26 protein-coding genes and 1 pseudogene are annotated in these 25,973 nt (G+C 69.3%); 8 read left to right on the top strand and 19 right to left on the bottom strand.

Annotated elements, in window-relative coordinates; all coding sequences use genetic code 11:
* Window positions 1-55: 55 nt before the first annotated feature.
* Together OG574_RS43645 and OG574_RS52880 are read right to left on the bottom strand one after the other, a co-directional pair.
* Complete coding sequence (locus OG574_RS43645; protein WP_326777762.1) at window positions 56-871, bottom strand: maleylpyruvate isomerase family mycothiol-dependent enzyme; 816 nt, start codon at window positions 869-871, stop codon at window positions 56-58.
* A gap of 10 nt (window positions 872-881) precedes the next feature.
* Window positions 882-1,599, bottom strand: a pseudogene (locus OG574_RS52880) (enoyl-CoA hydratase/isomerase family protein).
* Between the two features lie 292 nt (window positions 1,600-1,891).
* On the opposite strand from OG574_RS52880, the gene OG574_RS43630 reads away from it, so the two are divergent.
* A complete protein-coding gene (locus OG574_RS43630) occupies window positions 1,892-2,791 on the top strand; it encodes a LysR family transcriptional regulator (protein ID WP_326777759.1) in 900 nt (299 codons plus the stop codon).
* Between the two features lie 87 nt (window positions 2,792-2,878).
* Here OG574_RS43630 and OG574_RS43625 read toward each other — a convergent pair whose 3' ends face one another.
* Together OG574_RS43625 and OG574_RS43620 are read right to left on the bottom strand one after the other, a co-directional pair.
* On the bottom strand, window positions 2,879-3,406 hold the full coding sequence (locus OG574_RS43625; protein ID WP_326777758.1) for a DUF1062 domain-containing protein: 528 nt from the start codon (window positions 3,404-3,406) through the stop codon (window positions 2,879-2,881).
* 245 nt (window positions 3,407-3,651) lie between these two features.
* Window positions 3,652-4,407, bottom strand: coding sequence for an SDR family NAD(P)-dependent oxidoreductase (locus tag OG574_RS43620; RefSeq protein ID WP_326777757.1), 756 nt, complete (start codon window positions 4,405-4,407; stop codon window positions 3,652-3,654).
* A 219-nt stretch (window positions 4,408-4,626) separates the two neighbouring features.
* Here OG574_RS43620 and OG574_RS43615 point away from each other — a divergent pair, with 219 nt between their 5' ends.
* The gene (locus OG574_RS43615) at window positions 4,627-5,586 is read left to right on the top strand and encodes an NAD(P)H-dependent flavin oxidoreductase (protein ID WP_326777756.1); all 960 of its coding nucleotides are present in this window, start codon (window positions 4,627-4,629) and stop codon (window positions 5,584-5,586) included.
* Window positions 5,587-5,650: 64 nt separating this feature from the next.
* On the opposite strand, the gene OG574_RS43610 is transcribed toward OG574_RS43615, so the two are convergent.
* The 9 genes from OG574_RS43610 to OG574_RS43570 all read right to left on the bottom strand — a co-directional run bounded on the left by OG574_RS43610 (window position 5,651) and on the right by OG574_RS43570 (window position 11,734).
* Window positions 5,651-6,340, bottom strand: coding sequence for an HAD family hydrolase (locus OG574_RS43610; RefSeq protein ID WP_326777755.1), 690 nt, complete (start codon window positions 6,338-6,340; stop codon window positions 5,651-5,653).
* Between the two features lie 11 nt (window positions 6,341-6,351).
* Window positions 6,352-7,167 carry an SAM-dependent methyltransferase gene (locus OG574_RS43605; protein ID WP_326777754.1) on the bottom strand — a complete coding sequence of 272 codons (816 nt, stop codon included), beginning with the start codon at window positions 7,165-7,167 and terminating at the stop codon, window positions 6,352-6,354.
* A 173-nt stretch (window positions 7,168-7,340) separates the two neighbouring features.
* Window positions 7,341-7,847, bottom strand: coding sequence for an iron chaperone (locus tag OG574_RS43600; RefSeq protein WP_326777753.1), 507 nt, complete (start codon window positions 7,845-7,847; stop codon window positions 7,341-7,343).
* A gap of 59 nt (window positions 7,848-7,906) precedes the next feature.
* Window positions 7,907-8,533 (bottom strand): glyoxalase, encoded by a 627-nt coding sequence (locus OG574_RS43595; RefSeq protein WP_326777752.1) that lies wholly within the window; start codon window positions 8,531-8,533, stop codon window positions 7,907-7,909.
* Window positions 8,534-8,553: 20 nt separating this feature from the next.
* Entirely contained in the window at window positions 8,554-8,982 is a 429-nt protein-coding gene (locus tag OG574_RS43590) for a helix-turn-helix transcriptional regulator (protein WP_326777751.1), read from the bottom strand.
* A 67-nt stretch (window positions 8,983-9,049) separates the two neighbouring features.
* On the bottom strand, window positions 9,050-9,460 hold the full coding sequence (locus OG574_RS43585; protein WP_326777750.1) for a VOC family protein: 411 nt from the start codon (window positions 9,458-9,460) through the stop codon (window positions 9,050-9,052).
* Window positions 9,461-9,569: 109 nt separating this feature from the next.
* Window positions 9,570-10,625: a chitinase gene (locus OG574_RS43580; RefSeq protein WP_326777749.1), complete on the bottom strand. Its 1,056-nt coding sequence runs from the start codon at window positions 10,623-10,625 to the stop codon at window positions 9,570-9,572.
* Window positions 10,626-10,751: 126 nt separating this feature from the next.
* Complete coding sequence (locus OG574_RS43575) at window positions 10,752-11,321, bottom strand: hypothetical protein (protein ID WP_326777748.1); 570 nt, start codon at window positions 11,319-11,321, stop codon at window positions 10,752-10,754.
* 95 nt (window positions 11,322-11,416) lie between these two features.
* A complete protein-coding gene (locus OG574_RS43570) occupies window positions 11,417-11,734 on the bottom strand; it encodes a hypothetical protein (RefSeq protein ID WP_326778857.1) in 318 nt (105 codons plus the stop codon).
* Between OG574_RS43570 and OG574_RS43565 the strand changes: the two genes are divergently transcribed.
* A complete protein-coding gene (locus tag OG574_RS43565) occupies window positions 11,667-12,167 on the top strand; it encodes a DUF4345 domain-containing protein (protein ID WP_326777747.1) in 501 nt (166 codons plus the stop codon). The two genes, OG574_RS43570 and OG574_RS43565, sit on opposite strands and share 68 nt — an antisense overlap.
* On the opposite strand, the gene OG574_RS43560 is transcribed toward OG574_RS43565, so the two are convergent.
* Both OG574_RS43560 and OG574_RS43555 read right to left on the bottom strand, forming a co-directional pair.
* The gene (locus OG574_RS43560) at window positions 12,151-13,335 is read right to left on the bottom strand and encodes a cytochrome P450 family protein (protein ID WP_326777746.1); all 1,185 of its coding nucleotides are present in this window, start codon (window positions 13,333-13,335) and stop codon (window positions 12,151-12,153) included. The two genes, OG574_RS43565 and OG574_RS43560, sit on opposite strands and share 17 nt — an antisense overlap.
* Complete coding sequence (locus OG574_RS43555) at window positions 13,310-14,161, bottom strand: PIG-L family deacetylase (protein ID WP_326777745.1); 852 nt, start codon at window positions 14,159-14,161, stop codon at window positions 13,310-13,312. Before OG574_RS43555 ends, OG574_RS43560 begins: the two co-directional genes overlap by 26 nt.
* A 299-nt stretch (window positions 14,162-14,460) precedes the next feature.
* Between OG574_RS43555 and OG574_RS43550 the strand changes: the two genes are divergently transcribed.
* Window positions 14,461-14,931 carry a hypothetical protein gene (locus OG574_RS43550; protein WP_326777744.1) on the top strand — a complete coding sequence of 157 codons (471 nt, stop codon included), beginning with the start codon at window positions 14,461-14,463 and terminating at the stop codon, window positions 14,929-14,931.
* Window positions 14,932-15,057: 126 nt separating this feature from the next.
* Window positions 15,058-15,426: a VOC family protein gene (locus OG574_RS43545; RefSeq protein WP_326777743.1), complete on the top strand. Its 369-nt coding sequence runs from the start codon at window positions 15,058-15,060 to the stop codon at window positions 15,424-15,426.
* Between the two features lie 155 nt (window positions 15,427-15,581).
* On the opposite strand, the gene OG574_RS43540 is transcribed toward OG574_RS43545, so the two are convergent.
* From OG574_RS43540 to OG574_RS43530, 3 genes are all read right to left on the bottom strand, one after another.
* Window positions 15,582-16,721 carry a hypothetical protein gene (locus OG574_RS43540; RefSeq protein WP_442816891.1) on the bottom strand — a complete coding sequence of 380 codons (1,140 nt, stop codon included), beginning with the start codon at window positions 16,719-16,721 and terminating at the stop codon, window positions 15,582-15,584.
* Between the two features lie 235 nt (window positions 16,722-16,956).
* The gene (locus OG574_RS43535) at window positions 16,957-17,691 is read right to left on the bottom strand and encodes a cysteine hydrolase family protein (protein ID WP_326777741.1); all 735 of its coding nucleotides are present in this window, start codon (window positions 17,689-17,691) and stop codon (window positions 16,957-16,959) included.
* Window positions 17,691-18,275, bottom strand: a complete 585-nt coding sequence (locus OG574_RS43530) for an isochorismatase family protein (RefSeq protein WP_100594371.1) — start codon at window positions 18,273-18,275, stop codon at window positions 17,691-17,693. The genes OG574_RS43535 and OG574_RS43530 overlap by 1 nt, the downstream gene beginning before the upstream one ends.
* A 169-nt stretch (window positions 18,276-18,444) precedes the next feature.
* Between OG574_RS43530 and OG574_RS43525 the strand changes: the two genes are divergently transcribed.
* The 3 genes from OG574_RS43525 to OG574_RS43515 all read left to right on the top strand — a co-directional run bounded on the left by OG574_RS43525 (window position 18,445) and on the right by OG574_RS43515 (window position 21,638).
* Window positions 18,445-19,443 (top strand): GlxA family transcriptional regulator, encoded by a 999-nt coding sequence (locus OG574_RS43525; RefSeq protein ID WP_326777740.1) that lies wholly within the window; start codon window positions 18,445-18,447, stop codon window positions 19,441-19,443.
* A 69-nt stretch (window positions 19,444-19,512) separates the two neighbouring features.
* The gene (locus OG574_RS43520) at window positions 19,513-20,157 is read left to right on the top strand and encodes a TetR/AcrR family transcriptional regulator (RefSeq protein WP_326777739.1); all 645 of its coding nucleotides are present in this window, start codon (window positions 19,513-19,515) and stop codon (window positions 20,155-20,157) included.
* 113 nt (window positions 20,158-20,270) lie between these two features.
* Complete coding sequence (locus OG574_RS43515; RefSeq protein ID WP_326778801.1) at window positions 20,271-21,638, top strand: MFS transporter; 1,368 nt, start codon at window positions 20,271-20,273, stop codon at window positions 21,636-21,638.
* Window positions 21,639-21,702: 64 nt separating this feature from the next.
* Here OG574_RS43515 and OG574_RS43510 read toward each other — a convergent pair whose 3' ends face one another.
* Window positions 21,703-25,932, bottom strand: coding sequence for a S8 family serine peptidase (locus OG574_RS43510; RefSeq protein ID WP_326777738.1), 4,230 nt, complete (start codon window positions 25,930-25,932; stop codon window positions 21,703-21,705).
* Between the last annotated feature and the right edge of the window lie 41 nt (window positions 25,933-25,973).

Below are 25,973 nucleotides of genomic sequence, written 5' to 3'. Positions count from 1 at the left end.
GTCCATCCCACTGTCCGATTCCGTTCTTCCGTGTCGGTGGCGGTGTGTGAGGGGTCTAGAACCCCGGGAACAGTGAGCGAAGGTCCGCCGGAGTCACCGAGCCGGTCACGCTGACGTCGTCCTGGTCACGGTTGCGCCCGTATACGAGCCGAAGCACGGCCTCGGCCGTCCCGGACACCTCGCCGACCGGGTCGGCCGGCTCGCAGGGGTACAGGTGCAGCTCGGCTCCCAGGTCCAGAAGCAGGGTCCTGGACGTATCGGTCAGAGTGACCGTGAGCTGCCGGGTCCCGAGGCGGGCGAGGGTGGCGGCGTCCCGGAAGCGCGTGGCGACCAGGTCCAGCCGCTCCCACAGCAGATGGACCTCCGGCATCGGGATCACGGCCAGGGGGTCCAGGGCCGCCTCGATGTCCCAGGCATGCACCGACTGCTCCGACAGCCGGTATCCGGCGTAGGCGGTGACGTCCAGCAGCCCGGCGAAGTACGGCACCCGCACCGAGTCGCGCTGCTCGGCGTCGAGCGAGTCGAGGAGCTGGAGATGGCGAGCGTCAGCGGCCTTCCACTCCTCGCGCTGCGCGGGGCCGGAAAGGGCGTCCCAACGTTGCCATACCGGCGTGACTGCCTCCCTCCGCGGTCCGGTGTCGTCTCCGGCGATGCCGCGTTCGAGCAGGCCGGTCGAGATCTCCGCGGCGCTGCCCAGATGGGACAGGACCTGCGCGATGCTCCATCCGTCGGCCATGGACGGCCGGTCCATTTCCTTCTGCGACAACCCGTCCACCACGTCGGCGAGGCGTCGTGAACTGGTGTGGAGGGCCAAGTGCCAACGGTCATCGCTCTCCGTGGCGTCAGGTGTGTGTGTCTGCGTGGTGGTCATCGGAACGTGCTCACTTCTGCTGGTGGGCGAGATCGGCGGCTGTGAGGCCTTCCAGGGCCATTCCGAGCACGGTGCCTTCGGCCATGCGACGGCTGACGCGCCGGCGCAGGGTGACGGCCAGGTAGCGGGTCAGCAGTTGGGGCTTGGCGGCGAGCTGCTCGGCCAGTTCCTGCGCGCGGGCAAGAACCTTGTCCAGGGGCAGGACCTCGGCGACGACGCCCCAGCGCTCGGCCTGCTCGGCGGTGAAAGAGCCCTGGGTCAGGGTGAGGTAGCGAGCGGTTGAGACCCAGAGCCTCTTCCCAGGCGATGTGGACGCCGTCGCCGGGAACGATCCCGAAGGTCAGGTGCGGGAAGTCGGAGAAGACGGTGGTGTCGGCGGCGACCACGATGTCGGACAGAAACGCGTACTCGCTGTGGACGGACACCGGGCCGTTGACGGCGGCGATGACCGGCATCTCCAGGTCGACCAGTCGCTGCATGACGCGGCGGCCTTCGCCGACGGTGCGGTCCCAGTTGGCGGGCCTGGCGATGTCGCCGAGGCCGGCGCCGTCGATGTCGGTCATGAAACGGTCGCCGGTGCCGGTGAGAACCAGGACGCGGTTGTCGCGGTCGTCGCCGATCTCGTACACGGCGCGCGGGAGGTCGGTGTGCATCCGCCCGATGAACGTGGCCGGGCCGCCGTCGGTGTGGAACCGTACGGTCAGCACACCCGAGTCGGTACGGGTCATCGCGAGGTTCTCGAACACCGAGAAATACGCGGGGGTGCTGGTAGTCATGGAGAGCTCCTCAGCCGGCGTGGGCGACGCGACCGCCCTCTCGCCCTACACAACCTCAACTGCCTTACAAGGCATACCCGCTGGCCAGACGGCTGGCCGTGAGCCGCCATAACCGATTCGAATGGCGTAGTCGTCGCCCCGGCGACGTGGTGGGCCGGCCGGGCGCGGGCGGTCGCTCGGGGCCGAGACCGACACGTGCCGGACCCGTTGACATCGTGGCCGACGACCATGGTCCGATGGGCGCATGGAGATCAGGACCATGCGCGCGTTCGTGACGGTCGTCGAAGAGGGCGGGCTGTCCGCCGCTGCGCGCAGGCTGCACATCAGCCAGCCCGCGCTGTCCCAGACGATGAACGCGCTGGAACGCGAACTCGGCGTCCAGCTGCTGGTCCGCAGCACCACCGGCGTCGAGGCCACGGACGCCGGGATGACCTTGCTCGGCGAGGCCCGCGGCGTTCTGGCCCGCCACGACCAGGCTCTGGCCGCCATGACTGTTCACACCGCCCCGGGTGCCGCGACCCTGCGGCTCGGCATCCCCCTGGAGCTGCCGTCCGACCTGTTGTCCAAGGCGCTGGCCGACCTCGCCGAGGCCTATCCGGCCACCCGGGTCCAGGCCCGGCATCTGTCTACCTCGGCCCAGCTCGCGGAGCTGAAAAGCCATGATCTTGATCTCGGGCTCCTGCGCGAGCGCCCGATCGGACAGGATCTCGACGCGATGCTCGTCGTCGAGGAACGCCTGGGGGTGCTGCTCGCGGCCGAACGGGCTGCGGGCCTCGTCGGCCCTCAGGGAATTCGCCTTGACGCTCTGGCCGGTCTGGAATGGATCGGCTTCCCGCGCTCGGGAAGCCCCGCGTGGTACGACGAACTCACCGCCACCCTGCGCAGTCACGGGATTGCCGTGGGCCCGACGCCGCCGGACGGCCAGACCTTGATCGCCGAGGTCAAACTCGCCGCCGTCAGCGCCGGACGTGCCTTCACGCTGGCACCCCCCGGCTGGTCCCAGCCACTGCCGGACACGGTCACGTGGCTCCCCTTGGTGGGCCACCCGCTGGTGCGGCGCACCTGGGCGGTGTGGGACGCCGGCTCCCACCGCCGCGACCTGGGACACCTCCTCGCGGCGCTCGACTTCCGCGGACCGAACTGACTCGGGAGCCAGGACGCCACCACTGGCCTGGTCGCTTCCCCCACACAAAGGAGCGGGGGAAGCGACCTGATCTGTCGTGAGGAGGGCTCAGCGCTTGAGCGTGAAGGTGAAGTCGCCGGAGAGCTTGCCGCTCAGCCGGACTGCCGAGACGAGCTTCCCCTCCTCGATCAGTCTCTCGACCCCGGTCCGCGACAGACTGCAGCCGTCAGCGATCAGCCGCACCGGCCGGACAGGGATGCGCGCCGCAAAGCGGACCAGGACGTCGATCACCTCGCGGTCCAGGTGATCCGATCCGCCGGTGTCGAGGCGCCAGGCATCGTCCCAGTCGAGGGCGATGCGATTACGGCGCCGCACGACCGGATCCTGGAGCAACTCAGCTGCCAGGCCAGGGTCGTTGTCATGCATCCGGTCCAGCAGCTCGGGCCGTACGGAGCGCACATTCATCCGCTCCAGGACCGTGAGCTTTGTGGTTTCCCCGCAAGCGGTACAGAGCGCGAGGAGCCAGGCGTCGATGAGCTTGTGGTTGGCGTTGACGCGGAATTTTCCGTTTGCCCGGAAGCGGTGGGACGCGCACGCGTGGCAACGGCGGAGAACGAGCGGCAGGCAGGTGGGCATGACCACCCAGCTATTGAGCACAGAAGTACACCGGTTTCAGTGAGAAGTCCGCAGCAAAAAGGAGCGCGGCGCGTATGCGCGACGCGCGACAAATCAGCGCTCGGGAGGTCTCACACGGTGTACAACGGCACGTCCTTGCCTGGGCGACTTGGTTCGGCAGCACGGTAATGGCCCGCAGCGGCGCCGTTCCACCGGTTTTCGGAGCCTGTCCGGCGCACCCTGGTACGCCGGACAGGCCCTGAGCACTAGACGGCCGTACGGCCGCCGTCCACAGGCACGACGGCACCGTGCATGAAGCCGGCACTGTCGGTGGCGAGGAAGACGATGGCGGAGGCGATCTCCTCGGCCGTGCCGGGGCGGCCCGCGGGACCGGCCGCGGCCAGAGCGTTGAGGTCATCCTCCGCACCCGGAGTGCCCGAGGTGCCCTCGGTACGGGTCGGGCCGGGGCTGACCGCGTTGACCCGCACGCCGCGCGGCCCGTACTCGGCGGCCCAGGCCTTCGTGAGCAGGGTCAGCGCGGCCTTGCTGGAGCCGTAAAGACTCATGCCGGCGGCGCCGAGTTCGGCGGCCATGGTGGTGACGTTGATGATCGCGCCACGGCCTCGTGCGGCCATGTCCGGCGCGAGTTCGGCCACCAGGAAGTAGGGCGCCTTGACGTTGAGGGAGTAGACCGCCTCGAACTCTTCCTCACTGGTCTGCTCCGTGGGCCCGAAGGGGAAGATGCCGGCGTTGTTCACCAGTACATCCACTTGGCCGGCCTCCTGCTTGGCGCGGCGGGCGAGGGCACGTGCGGAGGCCGCGTCCTTCAATTCGCCGGCCAGGAACAGCGCCTGGCCACCAGCCGCACGGATCTCTTTCACGACCCGCTCGCCCCGGGTCTCGTCACGCCCCGAGACCAGGACGTTCGCGCCGAGACGGGCCAGCGCGATCGCCGTGGCACGGCCGATGCCGCTGGTCGCACCGGTCACCAGTGCCGTGGTACCGGACAGTTCTGAAATCATGATGGCTCACCGTTCCGCTGTGTCGATATCCGATCGGCCGACGCATCAGCCCGAAGGCCCGCCGGCCGCAGATGTAAGCCACGCCGACCGGTTGACGCTTCCTGATCGCCGCATGGCTTCGCCTATGGCCGCCATAAGTAGCGCATTCATCCCCGCTGACCGCGCATTTCCTGCCGCATTTGTGCGCCGACCCGTTGGGCGAGGAGTGATGATGTGGCCATGGCGTTCTCGACGGCGTTCACAGAGATGTTCGACGTGCGGTACCCGATCGCGCTGGCGCCGATGGGTGGGTCGGCCGGCGGCGCGCTGGCCGCGGCTGTCTCGCGCGGCGGTGGATTCGGGATCCTGGGCGGCGCGTTCGGGGCCCCGGAGTGGCTGGCACGCGAGGTGCCGATCGTCGCGGGCACCAACAGTCCGTGGGGCGTCGGATTCCTGACCTGGGCAATCGACGTCGCCGCCGTGGAGCGGGCTCTGGAGTACGGGCCGAGGGCCGTGATGCTGTCGTTCGGAGACCCCAGCCCTTACGCGGAACGTGTCCGCCGAGCAGGGGCGCTGTTGATCCTCCAGGTCACGGATCTGGAGGAGGCCGAGCAGGCCGCGGACCTGGGCGCCGACGTGATCGTGGCCCAGGGAACCGAGAGCGGCGGGCACGGAGCCCGGCACGGGCGCTCCACCTTGCCGTTCGTGCCGGCGGTCGTGGATCTCGTGGACCCGGTGCCCGTACTGGCGGCCGGCGGGATCGCCGACGGCCGCGGCGTGGCGGCCGCACTCGTGCTGGGCGCTGCCGGAGCGCTCATCGGCACCCGCTTCCAGGCCACCACAGAGGCCCTGGTGCACCCCTCGATCACCAAGGCGATCGTCGAAGGACGCGGCCGGGACACCGAGCGCAGCTCGGTCCTGGACATTGCCCGCGGCTCCCGATGGCCGGCGAAGTACCCCGCCCGCACCCTCGGCCACCCCTACCTCGACCAATGGCGCGGCCGCGAGGCGGAACTCGCCGCCGACCCCCAGGCCCGTCAGAACTACCAGGACGACGTGGCACGCGGCACGGTGCCCCCACAGCCGGTCTGGGCCGGCGAAGCCGTCGACCTCATCACCGACCTCCCCTCGGCAGCCGATCTCGTCCCCACCCTGGCCGCCCAGACGGAGGAAGCACTGACCCGCGCGGGCCGCCGCTGAGACGCCAACTGCCCGCGCGACCCAGGCTCATAGGCCGCGCACCCACGGCTTGGCCGGCCCGCGTCTACAGCGAGGGGCTACTTCCACGCGCCTTGAGCCACTCCTCCAGCAGAGGGATCACGACTCGGATGTCCTCACCATCCACACAGACTCCGGCTGTCTCACGTGCCTGCTGGTCGGCATTGAACGCGATGCTCAGTCCCGCCTCCCTGAAGAGCGGCAGGTCTGAACGGCTGTCGCCGATGGCAGCGCAGTCTTGAGGGGAAAGGCCGAGCGACCCGGCGTAGCGAACGGCAAAGTCACGCTTGCCGTACTCGTCGAGCTCTGCCAGGACGCGGCCGGTGAATCGTCCTTCCGCCGTCTCCAACTCGGGTCCGCAGTACGCGTCGAACCCGAACCGGTGACAGAGGTGTTTGCCTATGGACTGCCAGGCGAGCGTGGCCAGAACGGGGATGAGCCCCTGCCCTCGGCACCAAGCGACGGTCTCCTCGATACCGTCCACGAGTGGAACGCCGGCCAGCCAGTCGTCGATCTCCCGCTCCGTGTAGCCGGACCAGGTTTTCGCGTCGGCAGCGGCAACCTGAGGGTTGGTCAGCCTTCCGGCCGCATAGTCGGCCTCGGCTTCGGCCATGGCCGCCTCCGTCCCCAAGTAGCGGGCGACGTGGACGGCCGAGCCCGGAGCCGGCACGAGCGTGCCGTCTATGTCGATGAAGACGACACCTGACACATCCGAAGGCCTCGAGATCAGCAGCACGTTATCTCCCCCTACCTCTTCCGCCCGACCCCACCGAACATCGCCACTTCATCGGGCTCGGCGGCGGTGGCAGCCTCCGGACGCCAGCGCGAGCAGGAGACGACGCCGGGGTCCAGCAGTTCCAGGCCGTCGAAGAACCGCGCGACCTGCTCCGGTGTGCGCTGGTTCAGCTTCGGTGTGCCGTGCTCGTTCCAGAACGCCACGGCCGCGTCCACGTCCGGCATGGCCGGGCTGGTGATGGTGTGGGACAGGACGAGATGGCTACCGGAGGGCAGGGCGTCGAGCAGGCGCCTGACGATGCCGTACGGGTCCTCGTCGTCGCCTACGAAGATGACCACGCCCAGCAGCATGAGTGCCACGGGCCGGGTGAGGTCGAGGGTCTTGGCGGCGGACTCAAGGATCTGCTCGACGTTGCGCAGGTCGGCGTCGAGGTAGTCGGTTCTGCCCTCCGGCGTGCTGGTGAGGAGGGCCTGGGCGTGGCTCAGGACGAGAGGGTCGTTGTCGACGTAGACGATCTTCGCGTCCGGGGCTGTGCGCTGGGCGACCTCATGGGTGTTGTCGACCGTGGGCAGGCCGGTGCCGATGTCCAGGAACTGGCGTATCCCCACCTCGCCGGCCAGATAGCGCACCGCGCGCCCCAGAAACGCCCGGTCGGCCAGGGCGTAGTCCACGATGCCCGGGTGGAGTTGCCGGATCTGGTCACCCGCTGCCTCGTCGACGGAGTAGTTGTCCTTGCCGCCCAGCCAGTAGTTCCAGATCCGTGCCGTGTGCGGCCTGCTGGTGTCGATCCTGCTGCCAGAGCCACCGGAGCGTGCGTCACTTGTCACGGTTCCCTCTCCTGAGCATCCGCCGATCGTGATCTCGCCCCTCACCCTAGATGCTCCCGGCGACGTCGGCAGCGACCACCTAGGGATCAACTACCGCACAGACATGGGTGATTGAGGGAGGTCGGAGGTGAGGGAGATCGGGCGGGCGCTGCCCATGAAGGGGCAGGCCGGTCTCAGCCGGCGGCCCGCTTGATGAGCTCGCCGATCCGCGCCTCGTCGGCGGCGGTCAACTCGGTCAGGGCGTACGCGGACGGCCACATGGCGCCGTCGTCGAGCTTCGCCAGGTCGCTGAAGCCCAGCGTGGCGTACTTGCTCTTGAACTTCTGTGCGCTCTGGAAGAAACAGACGACCTTGCCGTCCCTGGCGTACGCGGGCATGCCGTACCAGAGCTTCGGCGCCAGGTCCGGGGCGCTGGTCCTGACGATGTCGTGGATGCGCTCGGCGAGGGCGCGGTCCGCTTCCGGCATTTCGGCGATCTTGGCGCGCACCTCGCTGCCGCCATCGGCCTTGGCCGCGCGCGATCCGCGTCGAGAGGATGCCTTGAGCTCCTTGGCGCGCTCCTTCATCGCGCCCCGCTCCTCCTCGGTGAACCCGTCGTACGTCTTGTCGGCGGTGCCGGCGCCGGTGGTGCTCTTAACGCTCTTCGTGGTGCTCTTCGCGGTCCTCTGCGTGTTCGTCATGGCAGGTTCCTCTCGGGCAACGCGTGGTCAGGACGAGCGGGACGGGGTGCTGCTTCAGGTCAGGCCGCGGAGACGACCGTGGTGGCCTGCCAGGCGAAGTCGTCCGGGTCGGTGAAGGTCCCGGCGTCGCCGCCGAGTACGAGCCGGTGCGATCCGCTGCCGTCGACGGGGACGCCGACATCCTTGGCCAGCGCGCGGCGCCCGTAGAGAGCCAGCTTGACCGGGCTCGAGGGTGTTTCGAACTCGACGTACTTGCGGCCGAAGCTCTTCGCCACGGTGAGACCGCGGTCGACGTAGAACTGCCTGCTCGCGGCCACGTCCGCCACTCCCAGCAGGAGCACGATGCTGTCGATCTGCCGGGTCGCCGGGCCTTTGTCCTTCCGCGCCGACGTGGCGACCTTCCAGATCGTCCCGTCCGGTGCCTGGACGACGCCGCCGTATCCCCACAGGGACTTCGTGACGGGCTTGAGCGGTGTGGCGCCGGCGTCGAGGGCGGTGCCGATGAGCGCCTTGACGTCGGCCGGCTGGGACACCGTGAGCGACAGCGAGAAGCCGCGGAAGCCGGTCGTCGGCGCCTCCGAGGCGCTCAGTCCGACCTGGGTGTCCAGGCCGAAGGCGGCGGTGTAGAAGCGCTGGGCGGCCGTGGGGTCGGCCACCTCGAGGGTGATGGACTCGATGGAGGTCATGGACATCACGCTAGTTGTGGCTAGGTGAGGAATGCTTCTCCATTCCTGACCGGTATCGGCGGCGTCCTTGTCGCGGCCGCCACCGCCCCGCACCGGTATGCGCTGGGCGTCACGCCGGCGAGCTCGGTGAAGCGGGAACGGAAGACGCCTTGCGACGCGTAACCGACCAGGAAGCCGACCTCGGTGACCGTGAGGTCGCCACCGCGCAGCAACGCCTTCGCCCGCTCGACACGACGCGTCATCAAGAAGGCGTACGGCGACAGGCCGTACGCGAGCCGGAACTGCCGGCTGAGATGCCCGGCCGGCCAGTCGACTCCGCGGGCGAGCGCCTCCACGTTCAGCGGCTGCGCGTACGCCCGGTCGATCCGGTCACGGACACGGCGCAGTCGCACCAGGTCCTTCAGCCGTTGATCCTGGGCGAGCGCGCGCCCCCAGGCCGGATGGCACATACGACACCTGCCTTCATGGGTATCCGCGCGCGCCAGGGGGCCCGGGGACCACCTGGCGCGGCGGGGCTCAGCGAAGCTCCTGGATGCGGACCATGTTGCCCGCGGGGTCACGGAAGGCGCAGTCGCGGATGCCGTACGGCTGCTCGGTCGGCTCCTGGACGACCTCGGCGTCGGCCGCCTGCACCTTCTCGAACGTGCCGTCCAGGTCCCGGGTGGCCAGCAGGATCCAGCCGTAGGTGCCCTTGGCCATCATCTCGGCGATGGTGCGGCGCTCGTCCTCGCTGATGCTGGGGTCGGCGGCCGGCGGCGCGAGGAGGATGGACGTGCCGGGCTGGCCGACGGGGCCGACCGTGATCCAGCGCATCTTGCCCTGGCCCACGTCACTGCGGACCTCGAAACCGAGGACGTCGCGGTAGAAGGCCAGGGAAGCGTCCGGGTCCTCGTGCGGGAGCGCGGTGGTGTGAATGGTGATGTCCATGGCACCACGTTAGTAGCGGCCCGGCGGACTGCGCTTCTCCAATCCTGACCGGCCGGGCCGGTTGCTCACCCCAGTGGGGTGAAGGGGGCGTGGCCACGACTCGGTGCGGCTACTGCTCGAGACCCTTCACGTTGTCCCCGAAGGTCCACCCCTTCGACCCGTCCCAGTTGATCGACCAGGTCATCAGCCCCTTGAGGCCGTCGCCGTACGTGTTCCATGCCTGCGAAACCAGACTCGGAGCCATATAGCCCCCGCCCGCGCCGGGCTGGGCCGGCAGGCCGGGGACCTGCTTGTCGTAGGGGACCTTGATCGTGGTTCCCTGGACGACCAGGCCCTTGTTCAGGCAGTCGGTCTGGGCGGTGAAGCCCTGGACGGTGCCGGCCTCGTAGGAGTCGCCGGAGCAGCCGTACATGCTGCCGTTGTAGTACTGCATGTTGAGCCACCACAGGCGGCCGTTGTCGGCGTACTTCTTGATGATGGGGAGGTAAGCGCCCCAGATCGAGCCGTACGTGACGCTGCCGCCGGTGACGTACGCCGTCTCGGGGGCCATCGTCAGGCCGAACCCGGCGGGCATCTGGGCAAGGATGCCGTCGATGATGCGGATCAAGTTTGCCTGGGACGTGGAGAGTTGGCTGATGTTGCCGCTTCCGGTGAGGCCCGTCTCGATGTCGATGTCGATGCCGTCGAAGTTGTACTTCTTCAGGATCGGGACGATCGTCTCGACGAAGTGGTCCGCGACGGCCGTCGAGTTGAGGTCGATGCCCGCTGCCGCGCCGCCGATGGACATCAGGACGGTCTGGCCCGAGGCCTTGGCCTGACACATCTCGGCCGGGGTCGCGACCTTCACGTTCGTGTCCATGCCGTCCTCCCACAGCGCGGTGCCGTCGGAGCGGATCACCGGGAAGGCCGCGTTGATGACGTTGTAGCCGTGCTGCGCCATCTCGGGGTTGGTGATGGGGGTCCAGCCGAACGGCGGGTGCACGCCGTTGGACGCACCGTCCCAGTTCTCCCAGTAACCCTGGAGGACCTTGCCGGCCGGTCGCGGTTTGGTCGCGCAGGTGTCGGCGGCGGGGGCGTCGGGTGCCGCGACCAGGACGGTGGAGAGGGACGCGGCAGCCGCGAGGGCTGCGCCGAGGAGACGGGAGGTACGACTGCGACGGGACATGGGGGGCCTCCGCAGGATCGCCGGGCGAGTGGGGGTTGGCGTGAGCACGACGCACGGTAGAGAGGTCCAGACCATTCGTCAATGGGTATGGACCAATGGGGAGTTGGGGTCGAGTCGCGATCGGGGCTAGTACGTCGCGCGTCGGCGCTGCGGCCGGGCCGCGCTCCCGTCGGCGGTCTCGGGGCGGTCGTCCGGCGCCGAGCGCTCGGCCTGCGCACGCAGCGCGGCGAGCCCCGCGACGACCTCACTGCGGTTGGCGGCCGAGGTCATCCAGTCGGGCAGCCTCGGGATCATCGCCAGAGACGACGACGGACTCCCCCGCTCCCTCAGACGCGCACCGATGTACGCCGCGAGCGCGTCCACGTGCGCGATGTCGTACGCCCACAGCAGCCGGCCCGCGCAGCGCGTCTGCAACCACAACGGCCGGCCGAAGAACGGCTCGGCCGGACCGCCGAGCGTCGCGCCGATACGGGCGCCGCCGCGCCGCTCCGGCTCCCACTCGGCCGTGACCCCGCAACGCGCGCACGCCAGCCGCCTGGACAGGAACAACAGGTCTACGGAGTAACGGAGTTCGGGCCCTCCAGGCCTGGGAACAACCACGGCACGCCCGGAACAGCGGGGGCACACCACGAGGATGCGGGCCGCGAAGCGGGCCAGCATGGCGCCCCTGTCGGCGTGCCGGTGCCCGGCGTCCATGGGGCCTCCCCTGCGTACTTCGACACTCGAATCCGCTTACCTCGACGCGCCGAATCGTACGCAACGACCGACCACGCCGCGCGGTCCGCGCCAGGTCACCGACCACCCTCCATACCGGTCAGCGCATCGAGATCGAGCACAGCGCCCAAGGCCCCCTTCAATGCACCGCCGCACATCCCGTGCAGTTCGGCGCGGGTGAACGACTCATTGGTCAGCCAGTCCACGCAGAGCACGCGGACGAAGACCAGCCAGCTCGTGAGCGCGGCCGACTCGAGGTGCGTCGGCCCGTCGCCGAGCACCGTCGCCTCCAGCAACCGCTGCCGCAGTTCCGCCAGTTCGTCTGTGATGATCGCCTGGATGACCGGGTCGCCGGCGAGCACCCGGTTCGCAACGCTCGCAATGGCGATGGGCATCGCCTGCGCGGCGATCGGCCTCTACCACCTCGTCCTCGGCATCGCCTCCGTACCCGGCGAGGGCCCGACGGGAGCGACTGTCGACAGCCGGGAGCGGTTCTACAACGCGATCTTCTTCGGATACTGGCTCGCGTGTATCTGGGTCGCACGCCAATCGCCGATCCCCTCAACGGCCGTACGGTGGCTCGCCGGTATCTTCCTGCTCGGAGGCATCGGGCGCGGGCTGTCCGTCGCCGTCCACGGCCGCACTGGTTCCAAGTGCCGGTCAGCGCCCTTGAACTCGGCCTTCCCCCGCTCCTCTTCCGGCTGTCGACCGCGGACGAGCGGAGGACGAGGAAGACGGCCGCGGGCGGGGACCGTGTCGGGGCGATCCGACCACGGACCGTCCGCCCGTCCGACCCACCTCCCTCATTCCGTCAGCTGCTGTAGGTGACCGGCAGTGTGAGCAGGCCGCGGGCGCGCATGGACGGCCGCCACCTCAGGTCATCCTGGGCCAGTTCGATCTCCTTGAACCTGTCGAGGAGGGCGGCCAGAGCGATCTCGGTCTCGGCGCGGGCCAACGGCGCGCCGAGGCAGTAGTGGATGCCGTGCCCGAGCGCCAAGTGCCCGCCGGCATCGCGCCCGAGGTCGAGGCGGTCCGGGTCGGGGAAACGGGCGGGGTCGCGGTTGGCGGCGGACAGCGACAGCAGGACCGTCTCGCCCGCGGGGACAGGGACTCCCCCGATGGCCATGTCCTCGGTCGGGAAGCGCCGGATGGCGAGCAGAGCCGGCCCCTCATAACGGGCGAACTCCTCCACTGCAGAGGGGAGTTGTGAGCTGTCCTTGCGCAGGGCAGCCAGTTGTTCCGGATGGCGCAAGAGGGCGAGGACGGCGTTGCCGATGAGCTGCACCGTGTTCTCGTACCCGGCGAAAAGGATCAGGAAGGCGAGCGATGTCAGTTCGTCCTCGCTGAGGCGGTCGCCGTCGGTGTCGCGCACCCCGATCAGGTCGGAGAGCAGGTCTGCGCCGGGTTGCTCGCGCTTGTGGGCGAGGAGTTCGGCGAAGAAGCCGAGCATCGCGACCACCGCCTCCTTCGCGGCCTGGGGGCGGCCGGGATCCGGGGCGACGAGTGCGTCGGTCCAGGCGCGGAAGTCCGGGCGGCGGTCGTCCGGGATGCCGAGCAACTCGCAGATGACGATGATCGGCAGAGGTCCGGCGTAGGCGGCGATGAGATCCGTCCTGCCGTGTGAGCCAAAGGAGTCGAGGAGTCGGTCCGCAGTTTCCCGTATGGGCGCGTGGAGTTGCTCGACGCGGTGAGCGGTGAACGCGCGGCCGACGAGCCGACGGATGCGGGTGTGGTCGGGGGGATCCATGTTGAGCAGGTTGGCATCGAGGGCCGGCGGCAGCGAGAAACCCCGATAGGACCCCTCCAGAGCGTGCTTCTTGTCCAAGGAGAGCCGGTGATCGGCGAGGGCGGCGCGTACGTCGGCGTACCGTGTCACGATCCAGGCAGGGTCCCCGTTCGGCCCGGCGATGCGATGCACCGGCGAGGTGTCACGCAGGCGGCCGTAGACCTCGTATGGGGTGTCGATGAGTTCATCCAACTCGTCCTGGAGATCCATACGTCCAGCCTAGGCCGTCCGTACAGTGTCGATCCGCGCGGCGCGAAAGGCTCCCAGGTCGGGTCTCGGCGATCAGTTCCGTCTGTGCTGCCGCCGTGGTGATGGGGTCGTGGCGGATGTACCACTCGGTGGAGAGCAGGCGGTGGCGCTCGGTCGGCTGGAGGTTCGCGACCAGGCCTGGGGCGGCTCCTCGCGCCACCTCGGTCCGGTGCGCCAGCACGGCTGCGACTTTCTGCTCGAGCCAGGGGCCGACATCGACCGTCGCGGTGATCCGCTCGTCCGGAACGCTGTGCATCGCCTTGCCCGAAGCAGCCACATGTCCGCCCCACGCCCGGATTGCCGAGTGCGGGTGTGAAGCCGAGTACAGGGCGCTCGGCTGCCAGGGCTCGCCGGCGTCCGGGTAGAGCCGCTCGAGCCCGGCCGCCTGGACGGCGAGCATGGTCACCCGATGGGTGTGCACATGGTCCGGATGCCCGGTCAGCCCGCCGTAGGCGTCATGGGTGACCACGATCTGCGGGCGGAACTCCCTGAGTTGCGCGACGAGTCGGCCCACGGCTTCGTCGATCGGCGCATCGCAGAATCGCATCGCGCCGGGAGCCGACTGCGGCGCACGAGCGTCGGCGTAGCCGAGCAGCCGTGGCGTGCCCGCGCCGACGATGCGCAGCGCCTCGGCCAACTCCTCGGCGCGTGGCGTGTCTTCGGCCCAGGTCGTCGTGACCACTCCGGTGCGGGCGCCGGCGGCTGCGTGACGGGCGAGTGTGCCTCCGGCCCACAGAGACTCGTCGTCCGGGTGGGCGAAGACCGCGAGCAGGCTCGGCACAGTCATCCGGAACCACCTTCCAGCGCAGGGAATTCGCATCCTAGGCCGCCGGGATCTGTCAGGCGTCGCGTCAAAGCGGCAAGCGTGCGCCACGCCCAACTGCCGGGGGCCGGGCCGCGTTCGCCGATCAAGGCCGGTTCTAGCCGTAGCACGTCAACAATCACGGGACCGGTCTTGCTGCCTCACGCGGCCTGTGTCTCAATGGGCGACGATTTCAGCACGTCACTCCCGTAACTGCACCCGCACCTGCACCGGGAACCGCACCTGCACTTTCCCCCCACTCACATAGTGAAGGCAGGCTCCCCATGAGGTATGGCAGAAGGCTCGGTATCGGTTCGGCACTGGGTGTCGGCGTGGTCGCCGTGAGCGCGCTCGCGCTCGCACCCGTGGCGACCGCGGTGACCCCCGACACCGCCACCCTCTCGTTCGACTGCGGAATCTACGGGTCTGGCATGGCGACCCTCACGGCCACCCAGGACGGGACCGCCGCGACGATCAGTGTGTCCACCTCAGCCATCTCGGCACCCATCGACGTCGCGGCGGGCTCGGTCGACTCGACGCTGACGCTCACCAACAACGGCACCGGGACGTCCACGTTCACCGGCAACTCCAACCCGGCGATCCCTGCCGGCAGCCCCGTGTCCACCGGGCCGCTGAACGGGACCGTCGCCGCCGGGGACAGCCTGGAGGCCAAGTCCCTGAAGGTCGTGGTCATGGGCATCACCGTGACCTGTAACGCCACATCCGCGCAGGCGCCTGGTCCGTTCGTCTTCTGACGAACAGGGCGGGCCTCGCCGGGCGGTGCCACTCCCCTCTGGGGGCGGTGCCGTCCGGCTCCCCACGAGGTGGCTCCGGCGCGTCGCCGACGCCGGCGGTGTGCCGTGGTCCGCCAGAATCTGCGCATGCTGAGAATCGGATCGGTTGTGCTGGGTGTCTCGGATGTGCCGCGTGCGGCCGCGTTCTGGACGGAGGCCCTGGGATACGTCCCACGCGACGCGATGGAGGACGACTGGGTGGTGTTGGTGCCGGCAAAAGGTGCCGGGGTCCAGCTGTCGCTCGGCCTCAGCGAGACGCCGGTCCAGGAGCGTCCGCGGATCCATCTGGATCTGTATGCCCGGGACGCGCCCGACCAGGCTGCCGAGGTCGAGCGGTTGGTGTCCCTGGGCGCACAGCGGGTCGACTGGGACCTCTATCCGGACGACGCCGACTTCGTCGTGCTCGCCGATCCGGACGGCAACCGCTTCTGCGTCATCGACGCCCGTCACAACTGACGGGAGTCGCGTGGACGTCGTAGCGCTGTTGTCGGCGAACGGCAGCGGACAAGGCCATGAGCGGCTCCCCCACAGCTCTTCCGCTGTCACCGGGAGGAGCCGCCTGGCCTGCACGTTCTATGCGTCTACAGGCAGACGCATCTCCGTGCCCGTGGCTACTTCCTGACCGGGCACATCCCCTCGGAGAGTGTGTTGTACGTGGGAGAGGTCTGCGTCGTCGCGGCGCTGCCGCCGAGCTGGATGAGGATCTCGTCGGACAGCAGGTCCTCCTTGCCCTTCAGCGCGTCGGCGACCTTCGTGTCCTTCGGGAACACCATCTCCGCGGCGATGTTGTCCTGCACGATCCGGGCGAGATTGTCGAGCGCGGTGAAGATCGGGTCCTTCGGCGTCTCGAGGCCGGGCAGGTCGATCAGGTGGGTGGCGACCTTCGCGGCGTTCATGCAGTCCTTGATGATGATGGTGTTCTGGTTGAGCACGCTGGTGGTCCACTGCGAGAGCACCACGCAGTACAGGTCCGCCCATGCGGCCTCGCCGACCTTCGCGCGCCAGGTCTTCATGGTGTCCTGCACGCCCTTGATCTGGGCCTGCGCGGCGTGCTCCATGTTGACGCGGATGTCGGGGTAGACGCTGCCGGAGAAGTCCTCGAACGACTTCATGTCGAACACCTTCGCCGTGACCGAGGCGTTGATGAACTTCAGGGCGGCGTCGAGGATGTTGCCGCACGACGTGGTCAGCGCGGCCGGCAGACCGGCGGCGGGAAGGTTCTTGCGCGCCGTGGTGAGGGTGACGGCGTAGGCCTGAAGGGGTTCGATCCACGCGGTGGACTTGTCGTCGTTGAACGCCACCAGCAGGAGGTCATGCGGGTCGATGCGGTCAGCGTTCGGCAGGTTCGGGATCTTGTCCGCGAGATACGAGGCGATCACGGAGAAGCAGCCGAGCGGAACGTGAGCGATGGACTTCGCCAGCTCGAACGTCTCCGCCACGGGGTTGACGGACTCCTGGCCGTTCGCCGTCACGAGGGTGAACCTGCCGCCCTTCGCGTCGTTCTGCACCACGATCACCGGGGAGAGATGCTTGACCAACTCCGCCTTGAGGGTGGCGTAGTTGGAGCGCATACCGGCGTTGACGGCGAAGATCGAGTCCTTCGCCTGCTGCTGGGTCACGGCTGACGTTGCGAGCGTGCCCGTCGAGTTGGTCAGTGGAGTGTCCGCGGCACTCGGGGACGCCGAGTAACCCAACAGCGCCGCGGTGCTGATACCGGAAGCGCTGCCTATAAATCCTCTGCGCGTAGCCATCTTCGTCTTCTCCGTAGCGGTTCGGTGCACGAATGTTGAGTGAGTGGGGGGACCATCTGCATGGGGGGCATGTGGGACATGGGGGGAAGTCCATTAGTTGGGTGAGCCATTTGTGGGGGGCCTTACTCGGGGTTCTTCTTCTTTGGGGGATCCGAGGGGGCGGAGGGGGAAGGAATGCGCATTCCTTCCCCCTCCGAAAGCAGCGCGTACCGGACGACTACCTGACCAGTACTGGCTACTTGAGCGAGCTCTGCTTGGGGACCACGACTCCGTAGAGGTCCTGGACCGTGGCGAGCGCGGCCTCGTGAACCTGCTTCGCGGGGATGCCGTTCGGGTTGCCCTTCAGCGGCAACGGCCGGGTCGCGGAGGCGTCGCCGACCACGGTCGGGTTGTTGCCGTTGAGGAACGCGCCCTGCGTCGTGAACAGGGTGCACATGTTGGTCATGAATCCGGCGATGATGACGTTCTTGCGCCCGGCCTTCTTGACCTGTTCGGCGAGATCGGTGCGATAGAAGCCGTTGGGGACGGTCTTCTCGACGACGGGCTCGCCCTTCGCCGGCTTCAGCGCCGGAATGATCTGACCCGCCTTCGACTTCAGGTCGTAGCCCTTGTCGACGATGTGGATGACCGGCGTGCCCGCCGCACGGGCGCGCTTCAGCAGAGCTTCGGCGTTGTTCACCGCGGAGTGCCACCCGTCGAGTTCCATCACCCCCTGGGCGTAGGTGTTCTGGTAGTCGACGAGGATCAGTGTCGCGTCGGAGAGCTTCGCCGGGGTCTCGTCCAGCTTGTTGAGCTGCCGCAGCGTCGTCGTGTCCGTGGCGACGTTCTTCTCCCCGGCGTTCTTCTCCGCGGCGGGCGACGGCTTGTGGTCGGTGCGTGCGGCGGCTTCGGAGCTGCCGCCGCACGCCGTCGCGGTGGCCGCGAGAATGGTGGCGAGACTCAGCGCGGCGGCTGAACGCAGCAGCTTCATCAGACGATCTCCTTCTGGGTCGGTACGACGACGCCGTACAGGTCGGCGATGGTGGCGAGGGCGCTGTAGTGCACCTGGCAGGCGTCGAGGTCGGTACCGGCCACCGGCAGCGAGCGGGTGGCGGTGGCGTCGGCGACGACCGTGGGACGGTTGCCGCGCAGGAACGCGCCCTGCGCGGTGAACGCCACGCACATGTGCGTCATCCAGCCGGCGATGATGACGTCCTGCCCGTCCGGGACGTGTGTGCCCAGGTCGGTGTCGACGAACGCGTTCGGGACCTGCTTGACGACGACGGCCTCACCGTCGACCGGCGCGACACGGGGGTGGATCCGACCGATCTCGGCCCGGATGTCGTACGGGGTGCCCTCGCCGCCGTCGTTGATGACGTGCACGATCTTCGTGCCCTCCTGGCGGGCCCGTGCCAGCAGCTGCGCGGCGGCGTCGAGCGAGGCCTCCCACCCGTCGAGTTCCATCACGCCCTGGGTGTAGGTGTTCTGGAAGTCGATCAGGATCAGCGTCGATTCGGCCAGCTTCGCGGGCGTCTCGTCGAAGCCGTTGAGCTCGCGCAGCGTAGTTCTGGACATGGGTGTACCGCCTTCGGTCTTCGCGTGAGGTTGGCAGCCCGAGCGATGCGGTGGGCTGCGACTAGAACGCTATGACCCAGCAGGCGTGTCGACAATGACGTCTAACATGCAGATACCGACATGCCACTCGCGCACCACCGATGGCACGGCAGACCGACCAGGGGGACTCATGCAGGACATCGCCAGACGGCTCATCGTCATCGTCCTCTTCGAAGGCGTCGACCTGCTCGACGTCACCGGGCCACCGGAAGTGTTCTCACTGGCCCGACGCGAGACCGAGGACGCGGCGGGCTATCACGTCGTCCTGGCCGCCGAGAGCATGGACCCGGTCACCACCTCCGCCGGAGTCCGCATCCTCCCGGACATCACCTTCCGGGAGGCCGCCGAGGGAAGCATCGACACGCTCATCGTGCCCGGCTCGGTGGAGGTCGACAGCGAACGCCGGGTACGCGCGCTCGTCGACCCCACACTGGTCAAGTGGGTGAAAACCCTCGCCGACCGCACCCACCGGGTCACGTCCGTATGCGTCGGAGCGCACCTCCTCGCGGCAGCCGGGCTCCTCGACGGCAAGCGGGCCACCACACATTGGTCGACCGCGCCCCAACTGGCCGCGGATCACCCGGCAGTGAAGGTCGACGCCGATCCGATCTTCATCCGCGAAGGCAATGTGTGGACCGGAGCGGGCATCAGTGCCTGCCTGGATCTGTCGCTCGCCCTGATCGCCGATGACCTGGGCGAAGCCATCGCGCTGCGGGTCGCCCGGCAGCTCGTCATGTACTTGAAGCGGCCGAGCGGACAGAGCCAGTTCAGCGTTCCGCTGGAACAGCTCTCCACGACACGGCGCATCGAGGATCTCCGCCACCACATCATGCGCAACATCAGCCGCACGCTGACCGTCGTGGACCTCGCCGAGTACGCGCACGTCAGCGACCGGCACCTCACCCGGCTCTTCAAGACCGAACTGGGCATGACCCCGCACGCCTACATCGAGTCCGTCCGCGTCGAGAAGGCACGCCACGACCTCGAATCCTCCGACGCCACCCTCGAACGCATCGCGTCCGCCTGCGGATTCGGCACGACGGACACCCTGGTCCGGGCGTTCCGACGACGGCTGAACACAACACCGACGGAGTACCGCCGCAGATTCCGGGTGCCCCAGACCCGCTGATGCCTGAGACCCGCCACCCCCCTGCTCACCGGATAGACACTGTCTACGCCTCAATGGTAGACAGTGTCTATGACCGATGAGAACTCCCTTCGCGAACGGCTGATCGACGTGGGTGTGGACCTGGTCCTCACCGAGGGCTCCACGTCGGTGGGGCTGCGGGAGATCGCCCGGCGGGCCGGGGTCTCGCACGGGGCCCCGCGCAGGTACTTCGCCACGCACCACGCCCTGCTCGCGGCCATTGCCCAGCGCGGCTTCGAGGATCTCGCGGCCCGGTTCGAAGGCGCCGACGACCGCGAGGCACCACCACGCGTTCAACTGGAGCGAATTGCCGGGGCGTACGTCGGGTACGCGCTGGAGCGCCGCGGCATGTTCGAGTTGATGTTCCGTCACGACCTGCTCGACGGGGCGCAACAGGAGGCAGGCCGGCCTCAGTTGCGCACCTCCACGCTTCCGCTGTTCATGCGGATGGTCGAGCTGGTCGGCCTGTGCAGGGAGGATCCGGACGCCGTACATCGGCCCGACTCGCCCGGCAGTTCGGCCGTATCGCCCGCGGTGACCGCCGCCGCCCTGTGGTCCGGGCTGCACGGCATCGCCCAGTTGTGGACCTGGGGAAGCCTGCAACTGGCCCTCGGCACTCCCCCGCCGGGTGATCAGGAACGCGACCGGCTCGTGACGGCAGTCCTGGACGCTCACCTGGGGCCGGTGACGGCGTGAGCACTGCGGCGAGGCGGCCCTACGGCAGTCCTGGACGCTCACCTGGGGCCGGTGACGGCGTGAGCACTGCGGCGAGGCGGCCCTTCGCTCTCCTGGCCTCCGCGTCCGGAGCGATGATCGTCGCACTGGACGGGACCATCCTGCTCGTGGCGCAGCCCAGCCTGCGGCACGATCTCGACGCGAGCGTGGCTCAGGTCCAATGGACGAGCACCGGCTACCTGATCGCCGTCGCCACGCTTCTCGTCGTCGCCGGCCGCCTCGGCGACCGGTACGGACACACGCGGCTGCTCCTGGTGGGCGTCCTCGGGTTCGGGGCCGCATCGACCGGCATCGCGCTCGCACCCTCCATCGGCTGGGTGATCGCACTGCGCGTCGCTCAGGGCGTTTTCGGTGCGCTGCTCCAGCCTGCGACGCTCGCCTTGCTGCGGCTGGCGTATCCGCCGGACCGACTCGGCACGCCCATCGCCATCCGTACCAGCGCGATCGCGGTGGCGGCCGGGATCGGTCCGGTCCTCGGCGGGATTCTGGTGCAGCATTTCGGATGGCGTGCGGTGTTCTGGGTCAACGCGCCTGTCGCGCTCGTGATCGCCGCGCTCACTCTCGCCGTCCGTACCCCGATGCCTGAACGCGCAGGTTCGCAACGGCTGGACCTCACCGGCACGGCCCTGCTCACGGCGGCACTGGCGATCCTCGTCCACGCTCTGACCGGCGTGCCGGGGCGCGGGTGGACCGCTGGGTCGACTCTGCTTGAACTCACCGGCGGCCTGGCCTTGTCGGCGGTACTCGTTCTGCACGAGCGCCGTGCCGCACACCCGATCGTGCCGCATGCCGTGGCCCGGTCCGTCCCGGTGACCGCGGCCATGGCGCTCCTCCTGGTCATGAGCGCAGGTCTGTTCGGCGCCCTGTTCAAAGCCACGTTCTACCTCCAGGACGCCTTGCGGCTCGCCCCGCTCGCCACAGGCCTGCGCGTCCTGCCACTGACCGCGCTGATGGTCCTGGGCGCGCCCGTTGCCGGCGCCGCACTGCGACGGTACGGCCCATGCCACACCGCCGTCGCAGGCACGGTTCTCGTCGTGGCCGGCATCGCGCAGCTGTCCTCGCTCGGTCCGACCAGCCCGTGGCCGTCCATGACAGCCGCCTTCGCCGCACTCGGAGCCGGGTTCGCGACGGTGATGGTCACCGCCACCGGGACAGTCGTCGGCGACGCGCCACCGGGCTACGCCGGAGTCGTCGGGGGGCTCAAACAGACGGCGATGAACATCGGTCCGTCGCTCGGCATCGCCGTCGCAGCCGGCGCGACCAGCGCCTCCGCCGCACCGATGAGCCGCAGCCTGGTACCCCTGGCCTTCCTCGCCCTCCTCGGCCTGATTCCCGCCTTCCTGCTGCCTCGGCACGCGGACGGCGACGCCGATGCCACTCCCCCACCACGACAACTGGCCCCGGGCAAAACGCCTGTTGCAGATGTCGGCGAACGCCCGTAGCACCACGAAGCGCCGCACGCGCCCCCACCCCCAGGGGTCACGTGCGGCGCGTATTCGGGAGTGGTCAGAGTTTCAGGCGGTGCACGCCTCCCTGGACCGTGCCGACGTACAGCCAGCCGCCGTTGGCCGCGAGAGTGGTCGCATTGAGGTTCTGGAGGCCGGTGGAGATGTTCTGCCAGGTCCGGCCGCCGTCCGTGGAGCGCAGGACTCCGCGGCCGCCGCGCGGCAGGGCCGTCTCCCAGTAGCTGGTGGTCGCCGCGTACAGCGTGCCGCCCACCTGGAGCAGATCGCTGACCCTCGTCGGCAGCTTGCCGGTGTCGCCGGTGCGGAAGGTCTTCCCGCCGTCCGTCGAGACCTTGATGGTGTCGCCGCCGGTCAGCATCCGCGAGCCGGTGAACTCGATGGTGTCGACGCGTCCGTCGGCGACCTTGGTGATGTCGTCACCGCCGTTGTCCGAGCGGTAGAGGCCGTCTGGGGCGCCGAGCCACAGCCGGTCCGGGTTCTTCGGGTCACCCGCGACCGCGGTGAAGTACGTCTGGTCGTTGAGCACGTTCTTCCAGGTGGCCCCGCCGTCCTCGGTGGAGAACAGGCCCATGCCCTGCAGATTGCCGTACGAGACGTAGACGCGGTCGGGGTCGGCGGGGTGCACGTCCAGGGCGAACACACTGCCGTTGCTGGCGCCCTTCTCCTCCCAGGTGGCGGCAGAGTCGCCGCTGCGCTCCAGGTGGAAGCCGCCGAAGGCGTCGCCGCGCACCCGCCAGACGATCCGTGAGTCCTTGGCGGAGGTCTGGAGCAGCCGGGTCGAGAGGCCGATGGTGCCCTCGCCGCCGGTGTTTCCCCACTCCGCTCCCGACACCGGGAGCTGGGCGCGGTGTGTGCCCTGTTCGCCGGCCGCAAGGAGCTGGTTTCCGCTGACGGCGAGGGAGTTGACAGTGCCGCCCTGGACGCCCAGTCGTCGGTAGTCCTTGCCTTCGGCCGTTCCCCGGTAGACACCTGCGGCTTCCGCGGAGACGGTCAGGGAGCCATCGGCCCAGCGATCGAAGTCCGAGGCCGTCGAGGCGTTGTTGACGCTCGGGATGGTGCTCCACTGCCGGCCGTGGTTGCGGCCGACCCGGATGTCGCCGCCGTAACTGACGTACATGTCGCCGCCGGTGAGGGTCATCCCCGTACCGCCGACGCCATGGTCGTCCAGCGTCGACCAGGTCTTCCCGCCGTCGAAGGAGCCCACGACGCCCGAGCCGATCTCGTAGATCGCCACGACCTGGCTGTCCGCGGCCACGGTGACGGAGACCCTCCCGTCCGTCGATTCATGGACCTTGGTGGCCGGGCCGAGAGTGCCGGTGGAGAGGCCGGAGCGCTTCCAGAGGGACTTGCCCGCCGTGAAGTACAGGCTGTCGCCGCCGATCGCCACGTCGTACACCTCGTCGACGGGGATGCCGATGGGCTCCTCGGCCCAGGTGTCGCCGCCGTCCTTGCTGATCAGCAGATCGGTGGGGGTGACGGCCACGAGCCTCTTCGTCGCCTCGTCGGCGAGGAAGGCGGTGAGGGGGACGTCGGGCGTGTCCAGGGTCTCCCAGGTGCGGCCGCCGTCCTCGGTGCGCAGGATCGAGCTCGTACGGGGGATGCTGGACATGGTGTTGGCGGCGTACCACCAGCGCTTCGCGTTCTTCGGGTCGATGACGGTGAAGGCCTGGCCGCCCACGTCGCCGATCGGCAGCCTGGAGTGCTGCTTCCAGGTCGCGCCCTTGTCGTCGGTCGACCAGGGGCCGAGCTTGTAGTACTGGGTGAGGAGGGCGGCCCCGGAGTCGCTCTTCGCGGTGGTGATGTTGCCGCTCTCCGAGTTCGGTCCGACGGGCTGCCAGCGGGAGTCGCGGCTGTCCTCGGGGGTGACCTCGAAGCCGTCCCGGTTGCTCGTCAGGGTCTTGCCGTCGGTCGTCCGTCCGGTCACCGAGACCAGATGGGTGCCGATGCCGCGGCCGGTGATCTCCGCCTGATAGACGTTCCCGGAGCGGAGTCCGGTGGTGACCGTGTAGGGCCTGCCGTGCGGCGGTGTCACGGTGAGCACCGGCGGCTTCGCCAGCGGGGCCGGTGTGAAGACGACCGCGGTGGACTTGCCGTCGCTCGGGTCGGGACCCGCCTGGACGAACAGTTGCCGTACGACCAGGAGGTACGGGACGCGCAGGGCCGCGCCGTGCTCGGGGGTGACCGTGACCGTGCCGCTGATCTCGGCCTCGCCCTCGGGGCGGTCGGCGCTGAGGGCGACGGTCGCGGCGGCGCTGCCGCCGGCCGGGATGCGCAGGGTGCGCGGGCTGACCCGGGCCTCGCCGCTCACCTTCAGCCGGACGGTGCGGGTCCGTGTGCCGGAGTTGTTGACCGTGAGCTTCTTGCTGCCGCCCACGGTGTGCCGGGAGAGGTCGGCGAGTCCGTACGAGAGGGTGGCCGGCGTCGTGGTGACGGCGGCGTCCGCCCGGTCCGCGGCCGCGGCGACGTCGAGCCGTCCGGAACCGGTGGTCGTCGTCCCGTAGTCCTTCAACTCCTTCGCACTGCCCACGAGTTCGGAGGTGACCTTCGCCGGGGTCTCACCGGGACGGAGCTGGCGCAGCAGGGCCGCGGCGCCCGCGACGTGCGGTCCCGCCATCGACGTACCCGACATGCGGTAATAGCCGGGCGCGTAAAGGGACTTGGGGACCGTCGAGCGGATGTCGTAACCCGGTGCGACGAGGTCCGGCTTGAGGTCCCAGTTCAGGTCGGGGCCGCGCGAGGAGAAGGACGCGATCTTGTCGGTGACGTCCGTGCCGCTGATCGTCACCTCGACCTTGCCGTCCGCCAGGCGGCGGCCGAGCTCGGCGAACTGAGTGGCGTCGACACCCAGCATGACCATGGAGTCCATGCGCAGCGAGTCGCCCGACTCCTTGACGGACGTCGCCGGGTCGAGCGGCACGGTGCCGTCCGCGCCGGGCGGCGGCTGACCCGAGCCGCCCGGCTGACCGGCCGTGTCCGGCCCCCCGGCGAGCACCGGTCCGCCGCCCGAGTTCTGCCCGCCGATGACGGCGAGCGCGCCGCGGCGCTCCGCCTCGCGGGCCGTCTCGATCTCCGAGGCGTACAGGTCGTCACGGACGGCCGCGACCATCATTTCGACGCGGACGACCTTGCCCTTGACGTCTCCGGCCCGCTCCCAGTCCTCCGGGGTGCCCTGGCCGAGGTCGACGAGTTCGGCGGTGGCGGGCTTGGCGGGCGGGTTCGCCGAGATCATGCCGCGGTACGTCTGGATCTTCTTGCCGCCCTTGTAGGCGGCGCCGGGTATGCGCAGCCCGCTGATCGAGGCCCCGACCGCGATGACGCCGTCGGCGGCGGCCGGGGTGCCGACGGTGCCGCTTCCCGGGCCCTCGTTGCCGGCCGAGGCGACCACGACAACTCCGGCCTTGGCGGCGGCGGTTGCGGCCAGGCCGAGCGGATCACGGCCGTCTCCGTAGCCGCCGAGGCTCATGTTGACGACGTCGGCGCGGTGCGGACTGGCCGGGTCGATCGCGGCCTCGATGCCGGCGACGATGTCGGAGGTGTAGCCCTCCCCCGCGGCGTCCATGACCTTGTACGCGAGGAGGTCCGCGCCCGGCGCCACACCGGTGACACCGCCCTTCTCGGCCGCCTTGCCCGCGATGATTCCGGCGACATGCGTGCCGTGGCCGTTGTCGTCCATCGGGTCGGCGTCGCCGTTGACGAAGTCGTAACCGCCGACGACCTTGTGGCCCTTGCCGAAGGCGCCGCCCAGGTCCGGGTGGCTGTAGTCGACGCCGCTGTCGAGGATGGCGACGGTGACGCCCTTGCCGTCGGCCCCGTTGCCCGCCGGGTCCTTGCGCTGCCAGACCTGCGGCGCGTTGATCAGCGGCACACTGTCGTCGGTGAGGATGTGCGCCTTGGTGTCGGGGACGACGGAGGCCACCCCGGGCAGTTGCTTCAGCTCGGCGACATCGGAGGCCTTCACGGTCACGGCGACCGCGTTGAGCAGCAGGTTCAGGCGGCGCGGAGAACCGGTGCTCAGCCCGGCGTCCTTCGCGTCACCGAGGAACGTCCTCTGCCGGGCGGCGAGGGAGGCGCGGTCGGCACCGATCTCCTTGACGTCGGCGGACCGCAACGTGCCCTTGCCCGTCGCGGCGGCATCCCCGGACAGCGTGACGATGACACGCTGCTCGAGGTCCTGGTGTGGGTCCGCACCGGCGGACTGGGGCACCGCGGACAGCAGGCCGCTGATGACGGCGGCCGTGAGCCCGGCAGTGAAGGTTCTTCGAGGGGTCATGCCAGACGAATTAATCGGACGCGAGTGGTCCAGACAACGAT

This window comes from Streptomyces sp. NBC_01445 (genome assembly GCF_035918235.1).
In the GTDB taxonomy this organism is placed as follows: Bacteria; Actinomycetota; Actinomycetes; order Streptomycetales; family Streptomycetaceae; genus Streptomyces.
Note: the sequence above shows the minus strand (reverse complement) of the source record. Positions and strands in the feature narration are given on the sequence as shown.